The 26,222-nt window shown below is 65.9% G+C and carries 23 protein-coding genes and 1 pseudogene; 16 read left to right on the top strand and 8 right to left on the bottom strand.

Annotated features, from left to right (window positions below):
• Positions 1 to 115 precede the first annotated feature (115 nt).
• The 8 genes from FM113_RS00395 to FM113_RS00360 all read left to right on the top strand — a co-directional run bounded on the left by FM113_RS00395 (position 116) and on the right by FM113_RS00360 (position 8,369).
• Positions 116 to 913, top strand: a complete 798-nt coding sequence (locus FM113_RS00395; protein ID WP_087010347.1) for an SDR family NAD(P)-dependent oxidoreductase — start codon at positions 116 to 118, stop codon at positions 911 to 913.
• Entirely contained in the window at positions 910 to 1,641 is a 732-nt protein-coding gene (locus FM113_RS00390; protein ID WP_176387019.1) for an SDR family NAD(P)-dependent oxidoreductase, read from the top strand. The genes FM113_RS00395 and FM113_RS00390 overlap by 4 nt, the downstream gene beginning before the upstream one ends.
• A 44-nt stretch (positions 1,642 to 1,685) precedes the next feature.
• Positions 1,686 to 3,440 carry an ABC transporter substrate-binding protein gene (locus FM113_RS00385; protein WP_087010345.1) on the top strand — a complete coding sequence of 585 codons (1,755 nt, stop codon included), beginning with the start codon at positions 1,686 to 1,688 and terminating at the stop codon, positions 3,438 to 3,440.
• Positions 3,441 to 3,534: 94 nt separating this feature from the next.
• Positions 3,535 to 4,863 (top strand): ABC transporter substrate-binding protein, encoded by a 1,329-nt coding sequence (locus FM113_RS00380; protein ID WP_087010344.1) that lies wholly within the window; start codon positions 3,535 to 3,537, stop codon positions 4,861 to 4,863.
• An 8-nt stretch (positions 4,864 to 4,871) separates the two neighbouring features.
• Positions 4,872 to 5,669 (top strand): ABC transporter ATP-binding protein, encoded by a 798-nt coding sequence (locus FM113_RS00375; protein ID WP_087010343.1) that lies wholly within the window; start codon positions 4,872 to 4,874, stop codon positions 5,667 to 5,669.
• Complete coding sequence (locus FM113_RS00370) at positions 5,669 to 6,379, top strand: ABC transporter ATP-binding protein (protein ID WP_087010342.1); 711 nt, start codon at positions 5,669 to 5,671, stop codon at positions 6,377 to 6,379. The genes FM113_RS00375 and FM113_RS00370 overlap by 1 nt, the downstream gene beginning before the upstream one ends.
• Positions 6,376 to 7,263, top strand: a complete 888-nt coding sequence (locus tag FM113_RS00365) for a branched-chain amino acid ABC transporter permease (protein WP_087010341.1) — start codon at positions 6,376 to 6,378, stop codon at positions 7,261 to 7,263. The genes FM113_RS00370 and FM113_RS00365 overlap by 4 nt, the downstream gene beginning before the upstream one ends.
• The gene (locus tag FM113_RS00360) at positions 7,260 to 8,369 is read left to right on the top strand and encodes a branched-chain amino acid ABC transporter permease (RefSeq protein WP_087010340.1); all 1,110 of its coding nucleotides are present in this window, start codon (positions 7,260 to 7,262) and stop codon (positions 8,367 to 8,369) included. Before FM113_RS00365 ends, FM113_RS00360 begins: the two co-directional genes overlap by 4 nt.
• Positions 8,370 to 8,462: 93 nt before the next feature.
• On the opposite strand, the gene FM113_RS00355 is transcribed toward FM113_RS00360, so the two are convergent.
• Positions 8,463 to 9,191 carry an SDR family NAD(P)-dependent oxidoreductase gene (locus tag FM113_RS00355; RefSeq protein WP_087010339.1) on the bottom strand — a complete coding sequence of 243 codons (729 nt, stop codon included), beginning with the start codon at positions 9,189 to 9,191 and terminating at the stop codon, positions 8,463 to 8,465.
• A gap of 199 nt (positions 9,192 to 9,390) precedes the next feature.
• Between FM113_RS00355 and FM113_RS00350 the strand changes: the two genes are divergently transcribed.
• From FM113_RS00350 to FM113_RS00330, 5 genes and pseudogenes are all read left to right on the top strand, one after another.
• Positions 9,391 to 10,284, top strand: a complete 894-nt coding sequence (locus FM113_RS00350; RefSeq protein ID WP_087010338.1) for an NUDIX domain-containing protein — start codon at positions 9,391 to 9,393, stop codon at positions 10,282 to 10,284.
• Complete coding sequence (nadA, locus tag FM113_RS00345; RefSeq protein ID WP_087010337.1) at positions 10,281 to 11,627, top strand: quinolinate synthase NadA; 1,347 nt, start codon at positions 10,281 to 10,283, stop codon at positions 11,625 to 11,627. Before FM113_RS00350 ends, nadA begins: the two co-directional genes overlap by 4 nt.
• Positions 11,624 to 13,330 carry an L-aspartate oxidase gene (locus tag FM113_RS00340; protein ID WP_087010336.1) on the top strand — a complete coding sequence of 569 codons (1,707 nt, stop codon included), beginning with the start codon at positions 11,624 to 11,626 and terminating at the stop codon, positions 13,328 to 13,330. The genes nadA and FM113_RS00340 overlap by 4 nt, the downstream gene beginning before the upstream one ends.
• A pseudogene (nadC, locus tag FM113_RS00335) lies at positions 13,324 to 14,170 on the top strand (carboxylating nicotinate-nucleotide diphosphorylase). Before FM113_RS00340 ends, nadC begins: the two are co-directional and overlap by 7 nt.
• A 19-nt stretch (positions 14,171 to 14,189) precedes the next feature.
• Positions 14,190 to 15,374, top strand: a complete 1,185-nt coding sequence (locus FM113_RS00330; RefSeq protein ID WP_087010335.1) for a cysteine desulfurase family protein — start codon at positions 14,190 to 14,192, stop codon at positions 15,372 to 15,374.
• Positions 15,375 to 15,407: 33 nt separating this feature from the next.
• On the opposite strand, the gene FM113_RS00325 is transcribed toward FM113_RS00330, so the two are convergent.
• Complete coding sequence (locus tag FM113_RS00325) at positions 15,408 to 16,739, bottom strand: DUF4192 family protein (protein WP_087010334.1); 1,332 nt, start codon at positions 16,737 to 16,739, stop codon at positions 15,408 to 15,410.
• A gap of 126 nt (positions 16,740 to 16,865) precedes the next feature.
• A complete protein-coding gene (locus FM113_RS00320) occupies positions 16,866 to 18,629 on the bottom strand; it encodes an L-aspartate oxidase (protein WP_087010333.1) in 1,764 nt (587 codons plus the stop codon).
• A gap of 77 nt (positions 18,630 to 18,706) precedes the next feature.
• Here FM113_RS00320 and FM113_RS00315 point away from each other — a divergent pair, with 77 nt between their 5' ends.
• Positions 18,707 to 19,666: a LysR family transcriptional regulator gene (locus FM113_RS00315; protein WP_087010332.1), complete on the top strand. Its 960-nt coding sequence runs from the start codon at positions 18,707 to 18,709 to the stop codon at positions 19,664 to 19,666.
• A 177-nt stretch (positions 19,667 to 19,843) separates the two neighbouring features.
• Here FM113_RS00315 and FM113_RS00310 read toward each other — a convergent pair whose 3' ends face one another.
• Genes FM113_RS00310 through FM113_RS00290 form a run of 5 tightly spaced genes read right to left on the bottom strand, consistent with a single transcriptional unit; the run spans position 19,844 to position 24,793 of the window.
• Positions 19,844 to 20,521: a DNA alkylation repair protein gene (locus tag FM113_RS00310; RefSeq protein ID WP_254908789.1), complete on the bottom strand. Its 678-nt coding sequence runs from the start codon at positions 20,519 to 20,521 to the stop codon at positions 19,844 to 19,846.
• A 2-nt stretch (positions 20,522 to 20,523) separates the two neighbouring features.
• Positions 20,524 to 21,000 (bottom strand): Fe-S cluster assembly sulfur transfer protein SufU, encoded by a 477-nt coding sequence (sufU, locus tag FM113_RS00305; RefSeq protein ID WP_087010331.1) that lies wholly within the window; start codon positions 20,998 to 21,000, stop codon positions 20,524 to 20,526.
• A complete protein-coding gene (locus FM113_RS00300; protein ID WP_087010330.1) occupies positions 20,997 to 22,304 on the bottom strand; it encodes an aminotransferase class V-fold PLP-dependent enzyme in 1,308 nt (435 codons plus the stop codon). The genes sufU and FM113_RS00300 overlap by 4 nt, the downstream gene beginning before the upstream one ends.
• 57 nt (positions 22,305 to 22,361) lie before the next feature.
• Entirely contained in the window at positions 22,362 to 23,624 is a 1,263-nt protein-coding gene (locus FM113_RS00295) for an MFS transporter (protein WP_087010329.1), read from the bottom strand.
• Positions 23,625 to 23,677: 53 nt separating this feature from the next.
• Positions 23,678 to 24,793 carry a thioredoxin domain-containing protein gene (locus FM113_RS00290; protein ID WP_176387018.1) on the bottom strand — a complete coding sequence of 372 codons (1,116 nt, stop codon included), beginning with the start codon at positions 24,791 to 24,793 and terminating at the stop codon, positions 23,678 to 23,680.
• Positions 24,794 to 24,860: 67 nt separating this feature from the next.
• Between FM113_RS00290 and rsmI the strand changes: the two genes are divergently transcribed.
• Complete coding sequence (rsmI, locus tag FM113_RS00285) at positions 24,861 to 25,700, top strand: 16S rRNA (cytidine(1402)-2'-O)-methyltransferase (RefSeq protein WP_087010327.1); 840 nt, start codon at positions 24,861 to 24,863, stop codon at positions 25,698 to 25,700.
• Positions 25,697 to 26,209, top strand: a complete 513-nt coding sequence (locus tag FM113_RS00280; protein WP_087010326.1) for a hypothetical protein — start codon at positions 25,697 to 25,699, stop codon at positions 26,207 to 26,209. Before rsmI ends, FM113_RS00280 begins: the two co-directional genes overlap by 4 nt.
• Positions 26,210 to 26,222 lie beyond the last annotated feature (13 nt).

The following is a 26,222-nucleotide window of genomic DNA, read 5'->3' as shown; positions in this document are numbered from 1 at the left end:
CGTACGCGCGGGATGTGTGGCGTGATCTCGCATACGTCATTTGACCGATGTCCCAGCGGGTGGCTGCGCGCGAAAGTAGGGACCAGTACCCACCCACTGAGGAGGATCTCCGTCCATGCCAGCCGTCGCCCCGTCCCGATCCTCCATTTCCGCGCCCGTTGCCGTGATCACAGGCGCCGCATCCGGTATCGGTCTTGCGTGTGCCAGGCGGCTCCTCGAGGACGGGTTCAAGGTGGCGCTGTGTGACCTGTCTGCAAGCTTGGAGGGGCTCTTTGCCGCAGAAATTGCCGAGGGGCGCGCTATCGCAGTAGTGGGGAGTACGGCAGATTCCGCGATCCGGGCTCAGCTTCGGGAATGCGTGATGGCTTCATTTGGACGCTTGGACGTCCTCGTGAACAATGCCGCAACTGGGGGCGAATCAGCCACAGTTGCCCAACTGAATATCGCCGACCTTCGCCACACGCTCGAGGTAAACGTGGTGGCCGTCATCGCGCTGATTCAGGAGTGCGCGCCGCTATTACAGCAGTCCCCGAGCGGTCGGGTCATCAATCTTGGCTCATTGTTTGGTGACGAGCCTGTGGCTGGCGGGGCGCCCTACTGCGTGAGCAAGGGTGCCATCCATACGCTGACGCGCGTGCTCGCGCTTGAGCTCGGGGCTGTCGGGATCACCAGCAACACTGTCGCCCCCGGGTATATTCTGACGCCAATGCACGCTGACGAGGTCCAATTTCAAGCACGTGAGCGAGGAATTACCACGGCAGAACGGTACGCCGAGCTTCGTGCAGAGGTACCGCTCGGTCGCCACGGGACACCCGATGACGTGGCCGCGACGATTTCCTGGTTGGCAGGGCGGGATAGTGCATACGTGTCAGGTCAAAAGGTCTCCGTGAGCGGAGGGGTGACGTTCGCGTGAGTGAGTGTGAAGACAGTCCTGGTCTCGTGCTGTCAGGGTATGCCAGCCCGGTACTTGTCGCTCTCGCGCGCCTCGCGATCGAGAAGGGCTGGCGCGTTGCATTCATTGGAGCAACTCCACTGCAGGAGTTCGGGGCGCTCCCGGTGCAGTGTCACGAGCTCAGTCCCAGTGATCCGGACGGCGTGGAATCCGTGCTGTCTCAGCTCACGTCGCAGTGGCGACGCCCTCCAGCTGCACTTGTGTACGCGACTCACATTGACCATGCCGTCTCGGCAGTGACGGAGTCGGTGGCTGGGTGGCGAGACGTGCAGCGGCAGCTGGGTGCTGCGTTCGTGTTCGCGCAAGCAGGGGTCCGCGAGATGCTGCGTCTTCGCGGCGGTGCGCCGGTTGACGATGGCGCGGTCGTGTTCCTCGGAGATGCGTCAGCGAGTCGCGGGATCGCAGGACTACCGCGGGTCTCTCCGGGCGCGGCCGCGGCGGGGCTCGCCGGGATGACTCGACAGCTTGCTGTCGAGTGGGGTCCATTCGGGGTGCGGGTGAACCTGCTGAATGTGGGGCTTGTTGTGGGGACCGACGTTCCCATCGGAGACCTCACACAACGGTTGCCCCTGGGGCGCGCCGGAACACCGGATGAGATCGCGGAGACTTGCTACTATCTCATCAGCCGGTCCTCCTCATACGTGACGGGTGTCGCATTGGCCGCTGACGGAGGATTCCTCGCCACCTGACGGTGCAGGTCAGTGAGGGGTTGCGGAAAACCAGGAGAACGCACATGGCGGATCAGGCGCTTGAACGCACAATTACGGCGGATACCCCAGAAGAAGTCTTGCCGCAGCAGGTTCCGCAGGAGATTTGGGCCTATGCGAAGGCATTCCTGTTGATTGGTCGGCCGTCACTGAGGTTCCTATGGCGCGATGGTGAGCACTGGTTAGACGTGCAGCTCGCACGGGAGGGCGCTCACGGCCCATTCAGCGCGGCGGCGGATCGAGTCAGCGCGCGCATCGAGCGCGTGGAAATGCCCCGCGGGATCACGGTCCGAGAGCTGGACGTGCTGACTCTTGTTGCGCTTGGACTCACGAACGGGGGCGTTGCTGAGCGCCTGGGAACCTCCGCACGCACGGTCTCCAGCCAACTGGAGCGCCTGCTCGAAAAGCTCGGACAGAGCTCCCGCGGCGGTCTAGCGGCGCTCGCTGTTGACCTCGGCCTGCTGCGGTTGCCTCTCCCCGGGGGCGTGCCCAACGAGGGGGGCATTGGCGTCGCGGAGCTCGAACTCGCTGTTCACCGGCGGCTGGATCGTGGGCACCTCCCGATTCGTACGCATGTCATGACCAGACTTCCTATTCGCCTGGGAATCGTCGTCCCTGACCATGCCTCATCCGACGGCGAGCAGACGCTGAATGGTGCATTGCTCGCGGTGGACGAGATCAACCAACAGGGCGGGATTGGTGGGCGTTTGATTGAGCCCATCCATGAAATCGTCCGCACGTTCGATTGGCCTGATATTCGTTCCGCGTTACATCGATTGTTCGCAGCCGACGTTGACGCAATTATCTCGAGCTACGTGAGCGCGGAGCATCCTCAGTTTATGGAGGAGATCGCCGGATACGGGAAGCCGTTCCTGCACACGGCGACCTTTGAAGCCGACGTTCGGCGTGCGGAGCAGGAGCCCTGGAAATTCGGCATGATTTTTCAGACCTGTGCGTCAGAAACCTATTACGGAGCTGGGATGCTGAGGCTCCTTGAGAAACTTGAGCGGGCCGGGAGCTGGTCCGCGCGAAGCCGTGTCATCGTGCCGCTAGAAATGCCGTCGCAGAGTATGAACGTGGCGACGCCGCTGTTTAGAGAACAGGCGAACGCTGCGGGATGGAACGTGACGGAGTCTATTGCGACACCTGTCGGGGACACCGATTGGGATGCGGTCCTGGACACCGTAGCTGCCGTAGACCCCGACGTGATTCTGATCGCGAACTACGTTGACAGTGAGCTTGTCGCGTTCCACGAGGCTTTTCTTCGCCGCGAGGTACCCGCGCTCGTGTACGGGATCTACTCGCCATCGAATCCGGGCTTCGTGCGCGAGCTCGGCGAGCGTGCCGACGGTGTGATTTGGTCCACGACCACCGGTACCTACGATGACGAACTCGGCGGACGGTTTCGCGCCCAATATCGCGCCAAATTCCGGCAGGATCCGGGGTGGTCGATCGCGGGAGCCGTGTATGACCAAGTACGGATGCTGGCGGCCGCGTGGTCGTCAGTTGACGCCCGAAACACGTCTGATGTGGTGCGCTATTTGCGACGCTGGCCGTACCGCGGGGTCAACGGTGTGTATTACTTCGGCGAGACGGGGCAGGCCCCCAAATTGTACCCGGACACCACTCCGGACGCGGCGCTGAGTCAAGCCCACCTCGTGTATCAGATCCAATCGGGGGAACACACACTGCTCGATCCCGCGCCGTTTGGTGACATCGCTGCGTTCACGCTGCCTGGATGGCTCGACCCTGGTGCCGTGAATCCGTCAAATGACGCATGACCCGTGTTCTGGGCTCCCTTAGCGTGAGTGTTTGACAGCACTGCGGCCCAGCACCATCTCGTTGGCGCCGGCAAACCTGCACGAAGGAGTGTATATGAGTGAGGCAACACCGAACCCCACGCCTCAGCGGAAGCGTGTGACCCGGCGCGATCTCGTCCGGGGAATCGGGATCGCGGGAGCAGCTGGTCTCCTCGCAGGCGGAGCCGGCGGCTTTTTCATGTCCCCTCGACGCGCGGGAACCGCTGCCGCCGCTGGGGGAGGCGAAACCATCAAGTTTGGCATCGTAGCCCCCGTGACCGGCCCCTACTCGGGCGACGGACAGGAGATGGTTCGTGGAGCTGAACTCGCAGTGGAAGACATCAATGCCGCTGGTGGGGTGCTGGGTCGTCCTGTCGAACTCGTGGTCGGAGACATCGCGGATCAAGCCCCTGAAAACTTCATTCAAGTGGCAGAGAGACTGGTCTCCCGGGAAAAGATTGCCGCGGCATCGGGTGGCTACACCACAGCCACATCGGTGGAATTCAACACGTATGCGCAGGCAGGTGTTCCGCTCTTCCACACGAATACGTTGCAGGAGAACACAGACTATGTCGTGAAGCATGGAATGACGAATATTTTCCAGTGTTGCCCAACGGAGCCGTGGTACGCAAGTGGTTTCCTGCAGCTCATGCAGGAATGGATTGACAAGGGTATCTGGGTGCCTTCCGCACAGAGCGCTGCCGTGATCTCGAGCAACGATTCGTACTCGATTTCGATCGCCACGGTGATGCAGCAGGGGCTGCGCGACATGGGTTGGGATATCACGATGTACGAGGAGGTGTCGGTTCCCAACGCTGATTGGGGGCCTCAGCTTTCCAAGATCCGCAACAACCCACCCGGACTCATCTTTGTAACCGACTATCTCGCGGGTGACCTTGCGAGCTTCGCGAAGCAGTTTGCGACAGCTCCCACCCCCTCGTTGCTATATCAGCAGTACGGTCCGAGCGTGCCTGAGTACATCGATCTTGCGGGAGATGCCGCAAACGGCGTGGTCTGGTCGACAACGATCGGGACCTTGCCTGATGAGATGGGGCTCGCATTCCGTGAGCGATATTTGCAAACCTATGGGACTGAAGCCGGACTGAGCCAGTCTGGTGCGCAATACGACATCGTGCGACTGTGGGCCCAGGCAGCCTCGCGAGCCGGAGACCCCTACGATTTTGACGCTGTTTCGCAGGCCGTCTCCGCGCTCACGTTCCGTGGCGTGGTCGGGACCTATCGCTTCGGCGTTGAGGACCGTACCGCAATTCCTTATCCGGACGCCACCGATGATCCGAGTCTCGGCATGCCGCACCTCACGTACCAGATCCAAGACGGCGAACAGGTTTTGTTCTCCCCGGCCCCCTATGGCAAGGGCAGTTTTGTTCTGCCGAAGTGGCTGTGAGTACGCGCATGAGTGACGTGCAGCTTGAGGTCCGCGCAGCGACCAAGCGATACGGCGGTTTGACAGCGGTTGATCGGGTGAGTTTTGAAGTGCGACGCGGTGAGATCTTCGGGATCGCCGGGCCCAACGGCGCAGGAAAAACTACTCTGTTCGATGTGATTACCGGTATGGTCCGGGCCACGAGCGGCGAAGTCCTGTTCGAGGGCACACCGATAGCGCGATCCTCGATTCACGAGATCTGTCACCTCGGGATCACTCGGACCTTTCAGAAACCCTCAGTGTTCGATAGCGAGACGGTGATGGGGAACGCGATCGTCGGCGCACACTTTGGATCGGGGAAGCCCTGGTGGAAAAGCCTGAGCCGGGATCCCGAAGTCTGGGACCGCGCGGAGGCAGCGCTCGAATTTGTGGGCCTGAGCGATCGCGCCGCGGAGATCTCGGGGCCACTGCCTGTCTACGACAAGAAACGGCTCATGATCGCCTCGGCTCTTGCGAGTTCTCCGACGATGCTGTTCCTGGATGAACCGTTTGGCGGCCTCACCGATGAGGAAATCGAAGCATTGTTGCGGCTGTTGGAACGAATCAATAGCTCGGGCATCACAATTGTGCTGATTGAACACGTAATGCGGGCGCTGATGGCTCTGGCTGATCGAGTGCTCATCATGGACCAGGGCCGCACGCTCCGCCAGGGCGAACCCGGTGAAGTTATGAGTGACCCTGAAGTGGTCAGGGTGTACCTCGGTTCTTCCGCGGAGGAAGCCACAACGACGGCGGCTCACCGCATCGCACGAAAGGAGCAAGCATAATGCTAGAACTCACTGATGTGGTCGCAGGATACGGCTCAACGGTGATCGTGCAGGGAATCAGTCTCACAGTTGGGCGAGGGGAATGTGCCGCACTCGTTGGTCCGAACGGCCATGGCAAGACTACGCTTTTGCGGGCTATCAGCGGGTTGCTGAAGGTTCGGTCCGGAACGATCGCGTTTGATGGCACCGACATCACGCGCGTGAAGGCGGAAAAAATCGTGGAGCACGGCCTGATCCACATGCCCCAGGGTGATCTCGTGTTCCCCGATATGACCGTCGAGGAAAACCTTATTCTTGGTGCGTTCACCCGCAGCGCGGCGAAGCGCGCGCGCGAGCGTATTGATGAAGTGTACGAAATCTTTCCGCGGCTACATGAGCGTCGTACTCAGCGCGCGCGGACCCTTTCTGGCGGTGAGCGACGGATGCTCGCGATCGGTCGTGGGCTCATGGGCGATGCGCGACTCATCATGATTGACGAACCGAGCCTGGGGCTCGCACCGGTCATCGTGGATGAGGTGTACCACCAGATCCAGCGCATCGTTAAGAGCGGAATGACCGTGCTGTTGGTAGAGGAGAACATCCATCGAGCACAGAGCCTTGCGCACGATATTCACCTCATTGAAAACGGTGTCATCGTGCGTTCGGGGAGCGGGAGCGACCTGCTCGACGAGCGCGCGATCCGCGAGACGTATTTGGGGGTGGCAGAATGAATCTTCTCCTCCAAACCCTGGTGAGCGCCCTGGTACAGGGATCAATGCTCGCCTTGATTACGATCGGGATGAGTCTCGTCTACGGCACGCTCCGTGTGCTGAACATGGCGCAGGGTGTGATGGTGATGGTGGGCGGCGTGGCCGCGTGGGCGCTGGTCAACGGCACTGGGGTGTCCCCGTGGATCGCCATGGTGTTTGCCGTGCTCGTGACCTTTGTGCTCGGGATGCTGAGCTATGGGGTCGGCATTAGTCGGCTCGTGGGGCGTGCAGGCGTGGACTTTGAAATGACCGCGTTTATCTCGACGTTTGCGATCGCCTCGATTGTGCAGAGCGGGGTGCAACTCCTCTACGGGCCGCGACAAAAGGACTTCCCAGCCCTGCTCCCCGGGCGGTTGGAACTTGCAGCTGGCGTCTCGATCACCTGGCATCAAATTCTGACCGCGGGCATCGCTATCGGAACTCTGGTGGCGCTCGGGCTCTTCTTGAGTCGATCTCGCTACGGCCTAGCGATCGTTGCGGTTGCCCAGAACTTGGACGCGGCGCGTCTGATGGGTATCCCCGCACGACGCGCATACGTGCTGACCATGGGGCTCGCAGCGGGGCTCGCTGGGCTGGCTGGTGTGCTACTCGCACCGGTGTACTTTGTGTCACCAACCATGGGAGAACTCCCCATGCTGCAGGCACTCATCGTAGCGATCTTCGCGGGTCTCGGGAGCACCCGAGGCACGATTATCGCCGCGTACATTATCGGTTTCGTGCAGGCCGCAGTCTCCATCTTCTGGAGCTCGACCTACGCGATGCCGGTGCTCTACGCACTGATCGTAGTGGTGTTGATTGTGCGCCCCTACGGAATTGCAGGAAAGCCGCAGGAGGCGAGGCTATGACCGACAGCACGCGAGTTCACAGCCGAACGGCGATGGGCATTCCCCGCTGGGACGCACGCACGATGGGTTGGCCGCGCCCGCGACCGCTCCTGGTTGTCGTTGCGCTCCTTGTGGGGGCATTGTTCCCACTCATTGCGCCCGACCGAAGCTGGGTGAGCGCGGCCACCCTCGCGATGATCACGCTGACGCTGGCGCAGAGCTGGAACCTGGTGCTGGGCTACGGCGGAGTCTGGAATTTTGGCCAATTGGGGTTCTATGCCTTGGGAGCCTACTCGGCAGCCCTGATCACGATCTATTTACCGGTGCCCGCGTGGGCATCGCTCGTGATCGCCGGCTGCGTATCCGGGGGAATTGCACTGCTGCTCTCCATCCCGGTACTGCGGCTCCGCGGCATCTATGTCTCCTTACTGACATTCGGGTTCGCAGAGGTGGTCCGGCTTCTGATCGTTGCGGATCAGTCAGGGGTTACCGGGGGCAGCTATGGCCTGTCCGGTTTCCAAGGCTTCGGGTTCACGGGCGACGGGGCACTGCGCTTAAACTACTGGGTCGCGTGTGCGGTCGCGGTCGTGACCACACTGATCGTGCTGGTGCTCGTCCGATCCCCGCTGGGAAACGGAATGATTGCGATGCGCGACAATCCAGCGCTTGCCTCCGCGCGTGGGATCGGGCAGAAAACGTACCAGATGCTTGTATTCGCGATCTCCGGTTTTCTTGCTGGGGTCGCTGGGGCGCTCTATGCCAACGTGTTCACTGTTGCCTCACCGACTCTCATGGGGCTGAGCCCCATGACGCTCGTAGTTACCATGCTCGTCGTCGGGGGACTGGGAACCGTTGTGGGACCGATCATCGGCACTCTGCTCTTGTCCTTCGTGCAGATGCAGCTCCAAGACCTACCGGAGGTTCGACTCGCAGCACTCGGGATCGTGTTGCTCGTGGTGGTACTCACGATGCCCCGCGGTCTGATGCCGTTCGTGAGCGGGCTCTGGGCCAAGCCTGAGGCCTGGATGGACGAGGATGATGAGGACGACGAGGACGACGAGGTCGCTGACGAGGGCGATTTGAGGGCAGCGACGTCGGTACACCGTACCGAGGTCGTAGGCCCCTAGCGTCCGCGCCCTCTGGCCGCCCGGTGGTGGAGTCCCTCTGGTATCCACCACCGGGCGGCCGGACGCGTTGCGTGCCCGACTCCGGAGCCCTGACTACGCGACGAGGTAGCCACCATCTACGGGGAGGGTCGCGCCCGTGATGTATCCGGCTGACCCGCTTGCGAGGAACAAGCACGCGGCAGCGACGTCCTGAGCTGTTCCCAGACGGCGCGCGGGCAGGCGATGAGTGAGAGCCGAAACCGCGGTGGGGTCGTTATTGAGGGTGAGCATTGGAGTGTCGATCATTCCCGGTGCCACGGCGTTGACACGGATGTCCCGCGCCCCCAGCTCGACGGCGAGCTGCTGCGTCAAGCTCACGATCGCCCCTTTGCTCGCGGAATAGGCGGCGCCGGGTTCGCCCTCGTCTCCGCGCCCGTAAGCCACGGACGAGAGGAGAACAATGACGCCACGTGGCATAGCAGCCGCTGCCGCCTTGGCAATGATGAACGCTCCCGTTGCGTTGACCCGGAGGACCCGATCCCATTCGGCGACCGTTGTATCCCCGAGCGGGGCCCAACGATAGATGCCTGCGCAATGGATCACTGCGTCCGGCGGCCCGAGAAGTGTCTCGGGGGCGTCTGCAAATGCGGCGTCGACATCCGACTCCGTGGAGACGTCGACACGGCGAGCAACCATTCGCGGGTGCGACCATTCTGTGATGTCGAGGTCGAGGCTCAGAACTCGGCCGCCCGCTGCGAGTACACCCTCGGCAACGGCGCGACCTATTCCCGACATGGCCCCGGTGACTACGACGCGCCGGGGGAGAGTGGTTGTGAGATCCATGTGGGTCCTTCACTGAAACAGGCCCTCGAGAGGAGGGATGGTTTGAATATGATGCGCATTGATCGCACCATAGGAGGGTGCGTCTGCGCTTCCGTGAAATGACGGAGGATCGGAAGCCGTCTGGGATTGTGTGGAGTTGGAAACGCCCGCATCGTGAGTTATAGTCATCTTGACCATAACTCGATGCGAGGGGCAAACTGTGCGATATACGGGGGCCAGTGCAAGCGAGCGGCAGTATCTGCCGCCCGCCGTCGCCGTCTCCGTTGTCGCCTTCGCGCTCCAGCCGCCAGCAGATGCTGAGCTTGGTGATCCCGGCGCTGGTGCTGGTGACACCACGATCTGGATACCGCTGGTGCGCCGCACCCGGGCACCGTTCTTGGGGCAGTGGGCCCTCCCCGGCGGCCCGACCCAATGGGACGAGACCCTCGCGGACACGGCGCTGCGGAGCCTCCATGCGGCAACGCAGCGGACCCCGGGCTATCTTGAGCAGCTCTACTCCTTTGGCGGGGTCGAGCGCTCGGCCGAGGCGCAACGCCTGGTGACAATCGCCTACTGGGCGCTGTACGGGGAACACGAGTTAGAACCAGAAGTGTCAGTGCGCGGGGCGCATGGCGTGTCTCCAGTCCAGGTGCCGTCCGGCCCGCGCCGCTGGGACGACCCGATACCCGCATCCGGGCTCACCGGTGAGGATGCGGCGGCCGGTACTCCCGCAGGGAGCGTCTCAGTGGCGAATGTCGCCTGGTTTTCGGCTGATCGGCTCCCCGAGCTGGCCTTCGACCACCGGGAAATTATTGACCACGCACTCGGCCGGCTTCGCGCGAAGACCGAGTATGCCTCCGTTGCACACCGCTTCCTTGGCCCGGTCTTCACGCTCGGTCGGTTACGCACGGTGACCGAGGCAGTGCTCGGCCAGCCGGTGGACCCCGCAAACTTTCGACGCCAGGCGCTTGCTCAAGGCAGCCTCGTCGACACCGGCGAACTCGAGAGCGGAGCGCGGCACCGCCCGGCGCGGCTCTACCGATTCGCCGAGCCGCCCGGAGCAGCCAATCAGCCGATCACCTCAGGATCCACCTCAGCGAGGAGCAGAGAATGACAAGCGTGCACGAACTCATCCGCGGCGCGGCCGAACGCGAGGCCGCAACCCTGGCTGTGGGGGAGACAGAACTTTCCGAGCGCGCCGCGCCCACGCACCGGCGACCCATCATTCTCCGTGCAACCGGGATCTCGAGCTGCGACACCGAGCTTGCCGACGATCCATGGACGATCGACCGGGCCCCGGGCTACGGGCCCGGCGCATCATCCGGCGACGGCATCCCTGGAGATGCCCCGCGGCAGGGGCCGCTCCCCGCGAGCTACACGGATGCGAGCGACGCGGAACTCACTGAGCGGATCGTGGCGGCGAAGGCCACGCTCGGTGACCGCGTCCGCATTCTCGGTCACTTCTACCAGCGCGACGAGGTTGTGCAGCACGCCGATTTTGTGGGTGACTCATTCATGTTGGCGCAGGCCGCGAAGCAGCACCCGGAAGCTGAGGCGTTTGTGTTCTGCGGCGTGCACTTTATGGCGGAAACCGCGGATATCCTGTCAGGCCCCGATCAGGCAGTGATCCTGCCGAATCTTGCAGCGGGCTGCTCCATGGCCGACATGGCGACGATTACGCAGGTCGAGGCGTGCTGGCAGGAGCTTACCGCCGCCCTCGGGCCCGTCGCCGAGGGGGAGCCGCAGCCGGTGATTCCGGTCACCTACATGAACTCTTCCGCCGACATCAAGGCGTTTTGTGGGCGCAACGGCGGAATTGTCTGCACCTCCTCGAACGCACGCACGGTGCTTGAATGGGCATTTGCTCGCGGGCAGCGCGTCGTGTTCTTCCCGGACCAACACCTGGGCCGAAACACAGCGAAGGCGATGGGGATTACCGAAGCGGAGATGCCGCTGTGGCGCCCGCATCTCGCGCTTGGCGGCAACACGGCCGAGCAGTTGCAGGATGCGCGTGTGATCCTCTGGAACGGCTTCTGCTCGGTCCACAAACGCTTCACGGTGGCTCAGATTGAGCAGGCCCGGGTCGATTACCCGGGTGTCCGAGTGATTGTGCACCCGGAATGCCCCGCAGCGGTGGTGGACGCGGCAGACGGTGCCGGATCCACGGAGTACATCCGAAAGGAGATCGAGGCGGCAGCTCCCGGCAGCGTCATTGCGGTCGGCACGGAGATCAATCTGGTGAACCGCCTGCAGCAGCAGCGTCCTGACCTGACGATCTTCTGTCTCGACCCCGTGGTGTGCCCGTGCTCCACGATGTACCGGATCCATCCGGCATACCTCGCGTGGACGCTCGAATCGCTCGTCGCCGGCGAGACCCCGAACCAGATTCGGGTGCCCGAATCGGTCGCGGTCGACTCACGTGTGGCGCTCGAACGGATGCTCGCGGCCCGGCCATGATCCTCGTCGTCGGCGCGGGCGTTGCGGGACTCACCTGCGCGTTGGAAGCCGTTGCTTCTGGTGCCGAGGTTGAGCTCGTCACAGTCGGGCAACTCAGCCCGAGCGTTGACGCGCTCGGCGGCGGAAACACAGCTTTGGCGCAGGGTGGCGTGGCCGCGGCGGTCGGTGCGGGCGACGATCCTGCAGCACACGCTGCGGACACGCTCACCGCGGGGGCCGGGCTGAGCGATCCGGAAGCTGTTGCGGAACTCACGGTGAGGGGTGCGGAGAGTGTCCGTGCGCTCATCGAGCATGGTTTCCCGGCCGACCGCAGCGCAGATGGCGGTATCGCTCTGGGCCTTGAAGGCGCGCACGGCCGGGCCAGGATCGTGCACTCTGGCGGGGACCGAACCGGTGCCGCGCTGCACGCCTTCCTCGCTGCGCGCGTGACTGAGGCTCGAGTTGCGGGGCGGCTCCGCGTCACCGAACACACGGTGGTGGAGCAGCTGCTTCGAAACGGGGATCGTCCGGAGGACACTGTGTTCGGTGCGGTGCTCAGAACGGACGGAGGGATCGCGGTGCCGCGCAGTGTGGACGCCGTGGTCCTCGCAACGGGTGGGTACGCGGGGCTTTTCCCGGGTTCCTCTAATCATCTGGGGGCCCAAGGCTCGGGCGTTGTGCTTGCGGCGCGTGCGGGAGCGGTGCTCTCGGACCTCGAATTCGTGCAATTTCACCCCACAGTGTTGCCAGCAATAGCAGGGTCCGGGGAACTCGTCTCGGAGGCGGTGCGTGGGGCTGGTGCCGTGCTGCGCGATGGGTCCGGAGCTCGGTTTATGCTGGGGCGGCATCCGCAGGCGGAGCTTGCACCGCGCGATGTGGTGTCCCGCGAGATCCACCGCGTGTTGCGGGAGCGCGGAGAACGTACAGTGTGGTTGGACGCGACGGGTATCGAACGCCACGGCGGCCCAGGCACACTGGCCCGTCGCTTCCCCGGTGTGACTCGTGCAGTCACCGAGCGGGGCCTGGACTGGGCGCGAGATCCGATTCCTGTAGCGCCCGCGGCCCACTACACGATGGGTGGGGTGGCGAGTGATCTTGACGGCCGCACGAGCGTGCCAGGCTTGTTCGTTGCGGGGGAAGTCGCAGCTACCGGAGTGCACGGTGCGAACAGACTGGCGTCAAACTCTCTCCTGGAGGGCCTCGTCTTTGGGAATGCGGCCGGGCGGGCGGCGGCTGACTGGGCAAGCTCGGCCAGTGGTGCCCGGGCTGAGTGGCGCGGCCGTGGTGTCGGCTTCCAGGGACTCCTTGCGGATCCGGGGCTGCTCTCAGTCGCTGCACCCGACAGCGGCGTGGGGCTCCCCAGCGCGGCTGCGGTCGGCCGGCAGGATTCGCCCACGACGCTCAACGACGTGCGTGAGGCGATCGCCACAGGTCTGGGGATTGAGCGTGACGCCGCGGGACTGCAGGCGACCGCGGAGGTGTGTGCGCAGAGCACCTTGGATGCCGCGCTGCTCGGATCCATGATCTGCGCGGCGGCTGAGGCCCGCGAGGAGTCTCGCGGGGCGCACCAGCGCTCTGACTTTCCAGATGCTGACCCCGGGGTACCCCGGCGGTCGGGCCTCGTCCTCGAACGCGCGCACCCCGGCGGTGCCGCACTATCCCTGAACGGAATGCCCCTGGTGGGCACCCCAGACACCCCGGCAAGGAGCCTCTCATCATGCTGACCCCACACCTGGTCACAGACACCGTGCAGCGCGCACTCGCCGAGGACGCCCCGTGGGGGGATCTCACCGGCGAACTCGTAATCCCCGCCGCGGCCACGGTGCGCACTGTACTGACCGCGCGCGAGGATGGGATTTTCGCGGGTGGTCCGCTGATTGTGGCGGCCTTTCGACAGGTCGACCCCGAGATTTCGGTGACCGATTTGGTCACCGAGGGCACTCCGTTCCGCGCCGGGGATGTGCTCGCGCGCATCGCGGGCCCCGCACGGGGCGTGCTCACGGGAGAACGTGTCGCCCTGAACTTTGCGCAGCGCATGAGCGGCGTTGCGACGCTGACCGCGCAGTTCGTTGCCGTGGTCGCGCACACTCGCGCCCGGATCGCTGACACTCGGAAGACCACCCCTGGCTTGCGTGCGCTGGAGAAGCATGCGGTTCGTGCCGGTGGTGGATCGAACCACCGCTTCAGCCTGTCGGATGCGGTCATGATCAAGGACAACCACCTCGCCGCGCTGGGAGCGGTGGACGCGGCTACGACGACGGCGGCGCTCGCGGGGCTGCGAGATCGTGCCGGCCATACGACCTCGATCATTGTGGAGGTGGACCGGGTGGATCAAATTGCCCCGGTGCTTGCGGCGCGGCCAACCGGGATCCTGCTCGACAATTTTTCTCTGGCGGATCTCCGTACCGGGGTTGAACTGATCGCGGGGCAGGCGATTGTGGAGGCGAGCGGCGGTGTGACTCTCGACACCGTTGCCGGGATCGCGGAGACCGGCGTGGACGTCATTTCCGTGGGGCTCCTGACACACGGCGCGCGCGCTCGACCTGGGTCTTGACGCCGCATGACGGGGCGCGGGGGTGCCTGGTGACCGCGGCATATCTTGACGCAGCTGCGACCGCACCGCTGCGCCCCGAAGCGCGTGCGGCGATGCTCGCCGTATGGGACGCGGGCCAGGCCAATGCGTCGAGCGTGCACTCGGCAGGTTTTCGCGCTCGCGCCGAAGTGGATGCGGCACGGGATCGCATCGCACAGGCGCTGGGGGCTCGTCCTGGTGAGGTTGTGTTCACGTCGGGTGGGACCGAGGCAAACACCCTTGCGATCGTTGGGCTCGCACTTGCGAGGCCGCGCGGACGGCACCTCGTCACCTCCGCGATTGAGCATTCCTCGGTACTGGAATCTTGCCGATATCTCGAGCGTGTGTTCGGCTTTGAGCTCACGGTTGTGCCGGTCGATGCGTGGGGGCGGGTCGCCCCGGAGGCCGTCGCGGCTGCGCTACGACCGGACACGACCCTCCTCTCTGTCGGCCTGGCCAACGCAGAGGTGGGGACCGTGCAGTCGATCAACGCCCTCGCGGAGCTCGCCGCCGTATTCGGCATCCCGGTGCACACCGACGCCGTGCAGGCGGCGGCGAGCCTCCCCGTGTCGTTTGGCTCGCGCCCGGAATCAGCCGGCATCGCCGCCTGGCCTGGTCGCGGCATCACTGCGATGACCGTGGCCTCACACAAGTTCGGTGGTCCCCAGGGCGTCGGTGCGCTGCTGCTTCGGGCTGGGACGCCCGTCGAAGCTGTGCTCCACGGCGGTGGCCAGGAGGGCGGCGTGCGCTCCGGCACCGAGAACGTCGCGGGAATCGCGGGGTTCGCGGCGGCGGTGTCCGCCGCGACGTCAACAGTTGGTGCGACGGCCTGGGAACTCATGGCGAGCCGAGAGGCGCTCGTCCGGGGAGTCCTCGCCGCGGTCCCCGGGACCGCGCTGACTGGGGATCCGGAGGAACGCTTGCCCGGGCACGCCTCGTTCACCGTGGCGGGGGTGAGTGGGGAGTCCCTGCTCGTCGCGCTCGACGCGGCAGGGCTCGCGGTGTCTTCTGGGTCTGCGTGCGCGGCCGGACAGTCGGACCCTTCGCCGGTGTTACTCGCGATGGGGGTGGCCCCTGAACTGGCACAAACCGCGCTGCGGTGCACGCTCCCGGCTCCGATTTCTGAACGGACGCGGGAACGGTTCGTCGACGTGCTCCGCGCTGAGGTGAGCAGGGCCACCGGCACGCGGGTGTAGCGCAGGATCGCCGCGGCGCGCCCTGCGCCTGGGCTATTCGGCATCGCGAACCTCCGCGGCCTCGCCGAGCTCGCTCCAGGTGCGCGCGGCTGCCGCCGGGGCAAACCGTGAGACGTGGCTCGGCACAACGATGAGCTCCGCGATGGTTCGCAGCAGGGCGTTGTCCGGAGCGAGTTCGAGGCCGGCGTCGACGTGTTGTTGCGCAACGCTTTGTATGCCGGACAGCCACCACGCCCAGGCGCTCAGCGCGTACAACGGTGCGCGGATCGGGGGTGGGCATTCCGCGAGCATTTCGCGCAGCCGCTCTCTCACTGTGACCAGGCATGCACGTTCGGTGAATGCAATTCCGACGTCGGCCAAGAGCGCGAGCAATCGCGGGAGGGGGATGTCCACGGCAGCGGGCTCGGGCTGCAGAATGGTCCGGAATTGCGCGCCGGTGTCCGCCTCGCGCAGCATGACTCCGGCGCGCACTGGGCGGAGCATGATTCCGAACACCACGCCAAGCCACCGGCCAGGGTCGGAAAGTGTTCGAATGACGCATGCTGCCTCGTCGAGGCTGAGGGCGCGTGATGTGCGCAGGGCCGTTGCGGTGGTGAGGACCTGCGGGATCACGTCTCTCGGTACAGCGCCTCTGCTTGCCGCACCGGGATCGCGCTCTGCGCGGGCCGTGAGGGCGTTTGGAGCGCTGCCCGCCGCGAGTTCCGGGGCGAACACTGCGGCTACGCGTGCCGCGCGCCGTGCGTCTGGCTCAGGAATCATTCCATATTCACTCTGGGAAGGGGACACCTCGCCACGCACCGCGGCATCGAGTGCGATCGGGGTGGCGGAGAGCTCGCGGCGCGGGCGGCCGCCGACCGGTCCCGGGTTCGGTTCCAAATAGTCGCCCCAGCCGTCGGCCGCGCGACAACACAGCGCGGTGATCTCGATCTCCGCATCGCGACAGTCCCGCGTGATGTGCCGCGCAAGCTCCGCCCAAGGCGGCTCTAAGGAGTTCCCGAATTGTGCACTTGTCAGGATTGCCAGGCCAAGGCCTGTGATGGGCTGAGACGCCTGCGCGAGCCTGCCCGGGGTCATGTCCGAGAGGGAAGTGAGCACGGTGCGGAGCATCGTCAGTGCGTGCACGATCCCCTCCGGGCTGGGCTCTGCAGGGAGGTCAATTCGGGCAGCCTCCACGGAACGAGTACCCGAGAATCGCAAGACGACGAGACTGTCCTCTGGGTCGAAGCCGAAGAGCCGGGGGAGCGCGGCGAGAAAGTCGGCCGGGGTGCGACAGCTCAGAACCTGCGCGGGTTCCCTGGGGGCGGTGTTCATCGCGGCCAGCGCGGTCGAGTAAGGCGTGGGGGGACTGGGAGTGTCGGGAGTCATGCAGCGATTCTGCGTTGCTCGGGAAGGAGACGAAACCGGCTATCCACAGGCATCGCGCAAAAACGTCGTCCCCAGGTGCCAAGGGTGCACCTGGGGACGACGCGCGGCGATCGCAGCGCAGCTCGGCTACTCGACCAGTTTGCCCACGACCGAGTCATCCAGGCCGGCCATCGCGAGCGCGCGGAACGACTCGGGGGCTTCGGCAAGCGGCTCGAACTGTGCCCCGCCCTGCGGAGTCCACACGAAGTTTCCCTGCAGCTCCGCGCTCTGCTCGGGGAAGTCCGAGCGGTTGTGGCAGCCGCGCGTCTCGCGGCGCTCGAGAGCGCACTCAAGGGTTGCCCGTGCTGCGAGCAGCGAACCATAGAGATCGAAGGCGTGCGCGAGATCGTCGAAGCCTGCAATATCGGGGTGCGCGGTCACGTTTTTCACCCGCTCTTCGAGCACTGCCAGCTTTTCGAGGCCGGCCGTGAGGCTCTCTTCGGAGCGGACCACGCCGGCGTGCTCGGTCATCAGGTCACGCAGGGCCCGCTGCAGGCGGCGTGGGCTCTCACTCACGGAGCCCCGCTCGGTGAGGAGCCCCGTCATCTCGTCACGCGCCTCGGCAACAGCCGCGGGATCACGGCGGACCTCGGTGATGCCGGCGACGTAGCTCGCGGCGTCCGCACCCGTGATCCGGCCGTACACAAGCAGCTCGATCAGCGAGTTTCCGCCGAGGCGGTTTGCGCCGTGCAGGCCGCTGGACGCCTCGCCGATGGCGTAGAGGCCGTCCACGCCGGTGCCGTGGTCCTCCGGACGGACCCACACGCCGCCCATTGAGTAGTGTGCGGTCGGCGCGATCTCGATGGGCTGCTCAGTGATGTCGAGCATCTGCAGGTCAATGAGGTTGCGGTAGACACGGGGCAGCTTCGCGAGGATCTGCTCGCGCGGGAGATGCGACACGTCGAGGAAGACTCCACCGTTGGTGGTGCCGCGGCCCTCGACAATCTCGGTGTAGCTGGCGAGCGCGACGCGGTCGCGGGTAGAGAGCTCCATCCGCTCGGGATCGTACTTCTCCATGTACCGCTCGCCGAGCGCGTTGCGCAGGATCCCGCCCTCGCCGCGTGCGGCCTCGGATACGAGGAGCCCGGCGGCCTCCGCAGGCTCCAGGATGCCCGACGGGTGGAACTGCACAAGCTCGGCATCGCGGATCTTGCCGCCCGCGAGCGCGGCGAGCCGGAACGAGTCGCCGGTGTTTTCGTCGCGCCGGGAGGAGGTGTTGCGCCAGATCCGGGTGTGGCCGCCGGCGGCGAGGATCACGGCGTCGGCGTTGATCTGGACGGGGGAGCCGTCGACGATGTCGAAGCCGTAGGCCCCGAAGACGCGACCCTCGCTCGTGAGGAGACGGGTGATGTAGATCGTGTCGATGATCGGGACCTGGAGCTCGGCGGCGCGGCGCATCAGCGTGCGCTGGATCTCGAGGCCGGTGTAGTCGCCCGCGTAAGCGGTGCGGCGGTACTTGTGTGCGCCGAAGAAACGCTGGCTGATCCGGCCGTCTTCCTCGCGTGCGAACGGCATACCCCAGCGCTCGAGATCTTCGATGCCCTGCTTCGCGCCCTTCGTCACGACCTCGACGATCGCGGGATCCGCGAGGAAGTAGGACTCGCGCAGCGTGTCGGCAGCGTGCTGTTCCCAGCTGTCTTCGGGGTCCATGGTGCCGAGCGCGGCGTTGATGCCGCCCGCGGCCAGAGTGGTGTGGGCGTCATGTGCGCGGCGCTTGCCGACCGCGAGAACCTGGACGCCGCGCTCGGCGAGTTCGATCGAGGCCCGAAGGCCGGCACCGCCGGTGCCGATGACGAGGACGGAAGTGGAGAGAAGACGTTCGGTGCGCTCTGACGCGGGTGTGCTGTGCATGCGGACCACGCTAGGCAGTCCAATTCAATTACTCCAATGAATAGAACTGATCAGGACGATGCACGTAAGCTATCAACATGAATCTCGATCAGCTCCGCAGCTTCGTGGAAGTTGCCCAGACCGGCCATTTCACGCGGGCGGCTGAGCACCTGCACCTGGCACAACCCTCGCTGAGCCGGCAGATTTCGACCCTGGAACGCGAGCTCGGTGTCGAGCTATTTCACAGGGTGCGCGGCAATGTTGCGCTCACAAGCGCAGGTGAGCGGCTGCTCCCGCTGGCGCGGCGGATGCTCGCGGACGCCGACACAGCCCGAAACGAAATGGCTGAACTCGCGGGGCTGCGGCGGGGCCGGATCCGGCTCGGGGCCACGCCGACCCTGTGCACAAGCCTCGTTGCCGAGGTGATCGCGGAGTTTCACGAGCGCTACCCCGGGGTCGACATCGAGATCCTCGAACGCGGATCGCGGACACTGCTGAGTGCGCTCATGGAGGGGGCCTTGGACCTCGCATTGATCGTTACGAGCGTCTCGTCTGGTGAAGCGCGTGCCGTACTGGATCGGGAGCCGATCTTGAGCGAACGCTTGGTTGTCGTCTCCGCTGCATCACGTCCAGACCCGTTTGGCACTGCGAGCCCGGACCACGGTCGGGGGCTCGAACTCTCCGAACTTGCCGCTGTGCCGCAGATCGCGTTCCCGGTGAACTACGACCTGCGCGTCGCGATGGATGCCGCGTACGGTGCGGCGGGACTCACACCGGTTGTGGCTGTGGAAGGGGTGGAGATGGACGCTGCGCTGCGCTTCGCGGAGCGCGGGATCGGTGTTGCCGTGGTGCCCGCGATGGTGGCGGTGGATCGCCCGGCGCTGCGCGCGACGCCGCTCGCCGGGAACGCGCTCACCCGCACCGTGAGCTTGGCACGTCGGTCCGATATGGCCCCCACACACGCGAGTGCGGCGTTGCAGGCCCTCGTACGTGAGATCGCGGATCGACTCACCTCAGCAGACAGTGCGACGGGCGCGCTCCTCAGCCGTGTGAGCTAAGCCGCTGGATCCGGCAACCCCGCCCGTCCGGGAGGAGATTCTCGTCCCACGTGCCAGATCCGTGCCCGAATCTCCTGCGCTTTCGAGAATCTCCTGCGCTTTCGCGAATCTCCGGAGCGAGGGTGAAGGGGATGCGCGCGGGATCCGCAGAAGTGCCGCGCACCGCGCGCTGGGCTACTACTGCTGTCGCGCGACTATCTCGGTGATCCAGATTGGCGCGAACGGTGAGGTGCAGCCCGGAGGCGTTGGGTAATCCGCGAGCACCTGCAAGCGCTCGCCGATGTCGAGCGCACGCGCCCGCAGTTCGGGGTGATGGATCCCGATCTGGGCGAGGCACTCGTTCATTGCCCACTGCAGGGACTCCGGCGCGTCCTGCATTTCGGCCTCGATCTGATCGAGCAGGGCGGAAAGCTCAAGCCCCTCGGGGCGTTTGATAACCCGCTCGGAGGTCAGCGCCCAGCCAGAGCCAGCAAGCTCCGGATCCGCGAACCAGGCCACGCGCAGTTCTTCCGCGTGCGGGCTTTTCTTCACGATGTAATTCACGAGCCAGTCGCGCACCTTCGGGATCCGCGCGTCGCGGAGCATCGCGTCGAGGTCCGCCGCGGAATAGTCCTTCGGTCCGCTGATGAGCAGGGCCACGAGGCGCTCCGGCGAGCCACCCGTTGCCCACAGTTCGCGCGCGAGTTCCGGGTTGCGCTTCAGCAGCTTTGCGACCGCGCGCAGCTTTGTGAGGTTCACGCCGTGATCGTCGCCGTGCCGCTCATTGATCGCACGAGCTTTCGGGTCCTCAAGTGCGGCGAGGGCCGCGGAGACTTCCGCAGCCGTGCTCTCCGGGTGCAGCGTCGGCGCGGCCACGGTTACGCCCCGGCCTGCTGCGCGGCGACCTTCTTGAGGTCCGCCTCGAGCGCCACCCAACCCAGCATCGCGCACTTCACGCGCATCACAAACTTTGCGACGCCCTGCAGTGCGACCGCGTCGCCCAGCAGTTCCTCGTCGGGCTCTTCTGCCCCGCGGGCCTGGATCATCTGCCGAAACGCGGCGATGCGCTCTTCGGCACCGTCGACTGTCAGCTTGTCGTCGCGCACAAGCTGCGACAGGATCGACGCGGACGCCATCGAGATTGAGCAGCCCTGGCCCTCCCAGGCGAGGTTCGTGATGCGCCCGGTCGCCGGATCCACCGCGATCGCGAGGTCGATCTCGTCGCCGCAGCTCGGGTTAAACTCGTGGTGGGTGGCCGTCAGTGTTCCCGCCGCGGCCTCCAACTCGCCCTTGCCGATGGGGCGCTTGGAGTGGTCGAGAATAACTTCCTGATACAGCCCGTCAAGCGCGCTCACGCCGACACCTCCGCTCCAAAGTACCGCTGTGCGCCGCGGAGCGCGTCGAGGAATCGATCGACCTCGTCTTCTGTGGTGGTCAGGTGCACGCTCGCGCGGGTGCTTGAGGTGATCCCGAGTGCCCGGTGCAGGGGCTGTGCGCAGTGGTGCCCCACGCGTACGAGCACACCCTGCTCGTCGAGGAACTGGCCCACGTCATGCGCGTGGATCCCCGCAACCGAGACTGCCGTCAACGCAACGCGCTGCGCGGGATCCGCGGGACCGAGAAGCCGGAGTCCGGGGTTTTCTGCGATCCCGGCGACGAGGCGTTCCACGAGCTCGTGCTCGCGCGCCGCGGTCCGCGCCATGTCGGCCTGCGTGAGGAACGCGACGGCGGCGCCGAGGCCGACAACCTGCGACACAGGTTGTGTGCCCGGCTCGAAGCGCAGTGGCGGCGGCATGTACTCGGCAGCTTCCATTGTGACCCGGGTGATCGCGGAGCCACCCGTGCGGGCCGGCGGCAGAGCGTCGAGCGCTTCCGGCCGACCGTAGAGCACACCGATGCCGTTGGGGCCGAGCATCTTGTGCCCGGAGAACGCCGCGAAGTCGACGCCGAGCGCCGTGAAGTCAACGGGCATGTGCGGCACCGACTGGCAGGCGTCGAGCACCGTGATCGCGCCGACCGCGCGTGCGAGTTCAACGAGCTCAGCGACGGGCGCGACATAGCCGGTGGCGTTCGAGACGTGTGCGAAGGCGAAGATGCGGGTGCGCGGGTTGAGCGCGGACCGCGCATCATCGAGCGTCCATGTCCCGTCCTCGCGAACCGGGATGAAGCGGAGCGTGGCCCCGGTCTTGGCGGCAAGGCGCTGCCAGGGGAGGAGGTTCGCGTGGTGTTCCGCCTCGGTGATGAGAATCTCGTCGCCCGCGGAGAGGGTGTAGCGCTCGCTCCCCGCGACGCCGAGCCCGGCGTTGGCCTCACCGATGCCAAGCGCCACGATGTTCAGCGCGTCGGTGGCGTTCTCGGCCCACACGATCTGTTCGGGTGCGCTGGCTCCCACAAACGCAGCGACGGCGGCACGCGCACCCTCGAAGGCCTCGGTCGCGGCACCGACGGCACCGCTGGTGCCGCGGTGCACCGCAGCGTTGGCGGTCTCGAGGAACTGACGCTCCGCATCGAGCACCGCAGACGGGCGTTGCGAGGTGGCCGCGGAATCGAGGTACGCCGGAGCACCCTCGCTTCGGTCGTGTGCGGCGAAGTAGGGGAATGCGGCGCGCAGGTCAGCGACCTCGGCCGGGGTAAACGCACGGGCAGACATGGTCTCCATTCTTCCACCGGTTCGCGGTTCCGGGGCTCGATTGCTGCAACAGTCTCAGGCGGGCGCTTATTCCGTGTCGGATCCCGCCGGCTGTGCCCGCCCAGGGGAGCTTTTCCCGGTGAGCGCCCAATTCATACCGCCGGAGAGCACAGCGAGTGCCGCGGCACCGAGCGGCACGACGAGCGCGGCTTCGGTACTGAGGTTTTCGGCAAGGATCCCGGTGACTGCGGCGGCACCGGCCTGACCCACCATCAGGCTGGACCCGAGCATTGTCATGACCGTGGCGGATCGGCCCTCCGGGCTGCGTTCGGCACCGAAGCTGTACAGCGTGACGAGGAGCGGCCCCACGCCAATGCCCATCACCGCGAGGCTCACCAGCATCGACGGCAGATCGTGTGCCCACTGCAGTTGCACGGTGCCCACGAGGATGAGGACGGCGAAGATCGGCCAGCGATACCGCAGGGTGAACTTCGGGGACAGGAACGCAACGCCGATCGCGAAGACGGCGGATCCGACGCCCATAATCCCGTAGATGAGGCCCGCCTGCTCGGGAGCTCCGCGGTCCTGCATAAACGCGGTCAACGAGGTCAGCATGGACCCGAAGAACATGCCGACGGAGGCGATGCCGAGCACCGTGACGAGGAGGCGCGGCCGCAGCAGCTCCGAGGCGGGGGCGAGGGTGGCGGCACGCTCTGCGGCGCTCTGCGCGGGTGCGCTTGTGTGATGCAGTGCAAACGCGGTCACGAACACGAGAGTGAGAACCGCGGCTCCGGCAATGGGCGCCCACGCCCCGAGTGTCGTCGCCAGGGCCCCGACGGCGACCGGGCCGAACACGAAGATGACCTCGTCGGCGGCGGATTCGTAGGCGAGGAACGAGGAGAGCGCCCGGGGGCGGCGGGCGGGTGGCAGGTCGTGCTTGATGATCGTGACAAGCCGCGACCGCGACATCGGAGAGGTCTGCGGCACCGAGGCGCCGGTGAGGAAGGACCCGAGGAACAGCACCCAGATCGGGAGATCGCTGAACGCCACCCAGGCGAGCCCGCCCAGCACCACACTGTTCACGACGCCCATGATCAGGAGCGTGGAGCGTTGCCCGAAGCGGTCGGCCGCGGCCCCGATGAGTGGCCCAAAGCAGGCAACGCCGAGCCCCACCATCGCGGAGTTCAGCCCACCCAGTTCGACTGAGCCTCGCGCCGACACGACGAGTGTCAAGACGCCAATCACGACCATTGCATACGGCAGTCGGGCCACGAGCGCGATCGGGAAGTAGAGGGCGCCGGTGCGGGAGAGCACCGTGGGCTCCTGGGGTGTGGGTGTCGGCTCCTGCATAACCGATCCAGGCTATCAGCCGGGCGGAAGGGGGTACGGCGGTTCTGCTTCAGTTATGTGAGCATGACGCCCTGCTGCGCGAGGAAGGCTCGGAACGCGCGGGCGTCCGCTGGGTCTCCTGGATACGGGACGCCATTGACAACCACGAGCGGGGTCCCGCTGACACCGAGTCCCGGATCTTTCGCGTGCGGGACCGGGTGAGCAAATACCCACTCCGTGAGTGCCGCCGCAAACGGAACATACGATTCCTGCGCAATGCAGGATCGCGTGGTCTCGGGGAGTGGGCCAGTGGCGTCCTCGATCGTCGCGACGAGGGCGGGAGTATCGGGCCCCGGGCCTCCCTCGGCCGGCTGGAAGGCCGGATCCAGAAGTGCGGTGTTTGCGTCCCACGCTGCGGCGGGGTGTGTGTCGGCAATGCAAGCGAGAGCGCCCGCGGCTCGGGATGAGTAGTAGGAGCCGGCGGAGACTCGATCTAGGAAAGTGAGTGCGTGGATCTCGACTGCCGCGGCCTCCTGATCCAGCACCGCCTCGAGGGTGTCGCCGCTGGCCTGCGCGAAGTGTGCGCAGTACGGGCAGCGATAGTCCTGGTAGACCTGGATGAGTGCGGGAGCGCCGAGCTCGCGCGCGGGCAGCGGCGATGGGGCCGCGCCTTCTCGCGGAGCGTCGGAGGGCCGCACTGTGCGCTCCGGCCCGGTGAACACGACCCCGCCCGTCGCGTGATTCTGAGGCCAGGTCAGACTGCCAGCCTCGGGCGGATTCGGCGCAGACGGTCCCGGGAGGGACGGATCCGGCGAGGCGTTCGCGCCGGGGCCGTTCGCGCCGGTGTGGCCGAGCGACGTGAGATACGAGCCCACGCTCACCGCACCGAGCACAAGCGCCAGCACCACGGCGAGCGCGCCGCCCGCCAGCCCCGCGATTGCGGGGACACGAGGTTGGCGCAGCACAAGTGCGAGTACCCCGACGATGACCGCCGCGATCCCGAGCATCGCACCGCCCACCGCGAATCCCAGCGAGGTCAGCGGCGCGACGGCCACGGTCATGAGCGCAGCAAGCCCCACCGCCATCCCTGTGATCGCGAGTGCTCGCCCCGGCCGTCGCACCTCGGCGGTTCCCGGCGTGGGCGGCCCCTCCGGTGCTGGCGGGACAGGCGAGAACTGCGGATCACTCATGCCAGCCATTCTGGCAGGGACCTCCTGGGGGCACCGGGGCAGGTGCCGCGCGGCGTAGCATGGGAGCATGATCCTGCTCGCGGCCACGCCCATCGGCAACCTGGGAGACGCGTCCGTGCGACTCCGTGAGACCTTCGAGCAGGCGACAGTGATCGCTGCCGAGGATACGCGTCACACCGCGCAGTTACTGCGGCTGCTCGAGATCGAGAATCGACCCGAGCTCATCGCGCTGCACGATCACAACGAGCACGATCGCGCCGCGGCCCTGGTGGAGCGCGCCCGCGACGAGGACGTTGTACTTGTGAGCGATGCCGGGATGCCAACGGTCTCGGACCCCGGGTTCCGCGTGGTGCAGCTCGCCGCCGAGCAGGGAGTCACTGTCAGCGCGATTCCCGGCCCGAGCGCGGTGATCACGGCGCTCGCCGTCGCGGGGCTTCCCACTGACCGTTTTGCGTTCGAGGGGTTCCTGCCCCGCAAGGCGGGGGAGCGGAGCCGCGCACTTGCGGCGCTCGCCACCGAGCGCCGCACGCTTGTGTTCTTCGAGGCCCCGAGTCGCCTCGCCGTGTCCCTCGCGGATCTCGCGACAGCGTTCGGTGAATCACGGCCCGCAGCCGTGTGCAGGGAACTCACCAAGCTCCATGAGGAGGTGCGACGCGGGCCGCTCGGTGAGCTCGCGGCCTGGGCCGAGGACGGCGTGCGTGGCGAGATCGTTGTGGTCGTCGGGGGCGCGCCGGACACCGAGGTGTCTCCCGAGTCCGCCCTCACCGAAGTGCTCCAGCGCGTTGCCGAGGGTGAACGCTTGAAGGACGCGAGCCGTGCCGTCGCCGAAGCGACCGGGCTCTCCTCCCGCGAACTCTACGCTGCGGCGCTCGCCGTCCGCGCCACAGCACCGAAGGACACGAAATGACCGCCCCCCGAATTTCGCAGCGCCCGCACGTCGGAATCGAGCTCTGGCGGATCGCCCTGCCCGTACTCTGGTTCGGCATGATCGCCGCAATCTCCTTCATCGAGGCACCGCTCAAATTCCAGGCACCGGGCATCACAATCCCGCTCGGCCTCGGGATCGGACGGCTTGTGTTCGCCGCGCTGAACGTAGCGGAGGGGCTGGTCCTCCTCGCACTCACACTGATCTCGTTCTGGCCGCTCGCTGCGCGCATCAGTGGGGCGCGGATGTGGATTTGGCTGGCGCTCGCCGCCGTGTACGTGGGCAAGATCACGCTTGTGCGGCCGCCGCTCAACGCACGCACTGATCAGGTACTCGAGGGTGCGGATCCGGGGCAATCGATCTGGCACTACGTTTACATCGGCTGCGACGTGGCGACAATGATCCTGCTCGCGTTTGCCGCGGCTGGCGCCGCCGGCGCGCTCCTGCCTCGACGGGAGCCGTCCGCGAAGGGTGGGGCACGTCGCCGATAACACGCACACCCGT

This window comes from Leucobacter sp. 7(1), from assembly GCF_900163635.1.
Classification (GTDB): domain Bacteria; phylum Actinomycetota; class Actinomycetes; order Actinomycetales; family Microbacteriaceae; genus Leucobacter.
The sequence above is the reverse complement of the archived record's forward strand: the minus strand, read 5'-3'. Positions and strand labels throughout refer to the sequence as shown.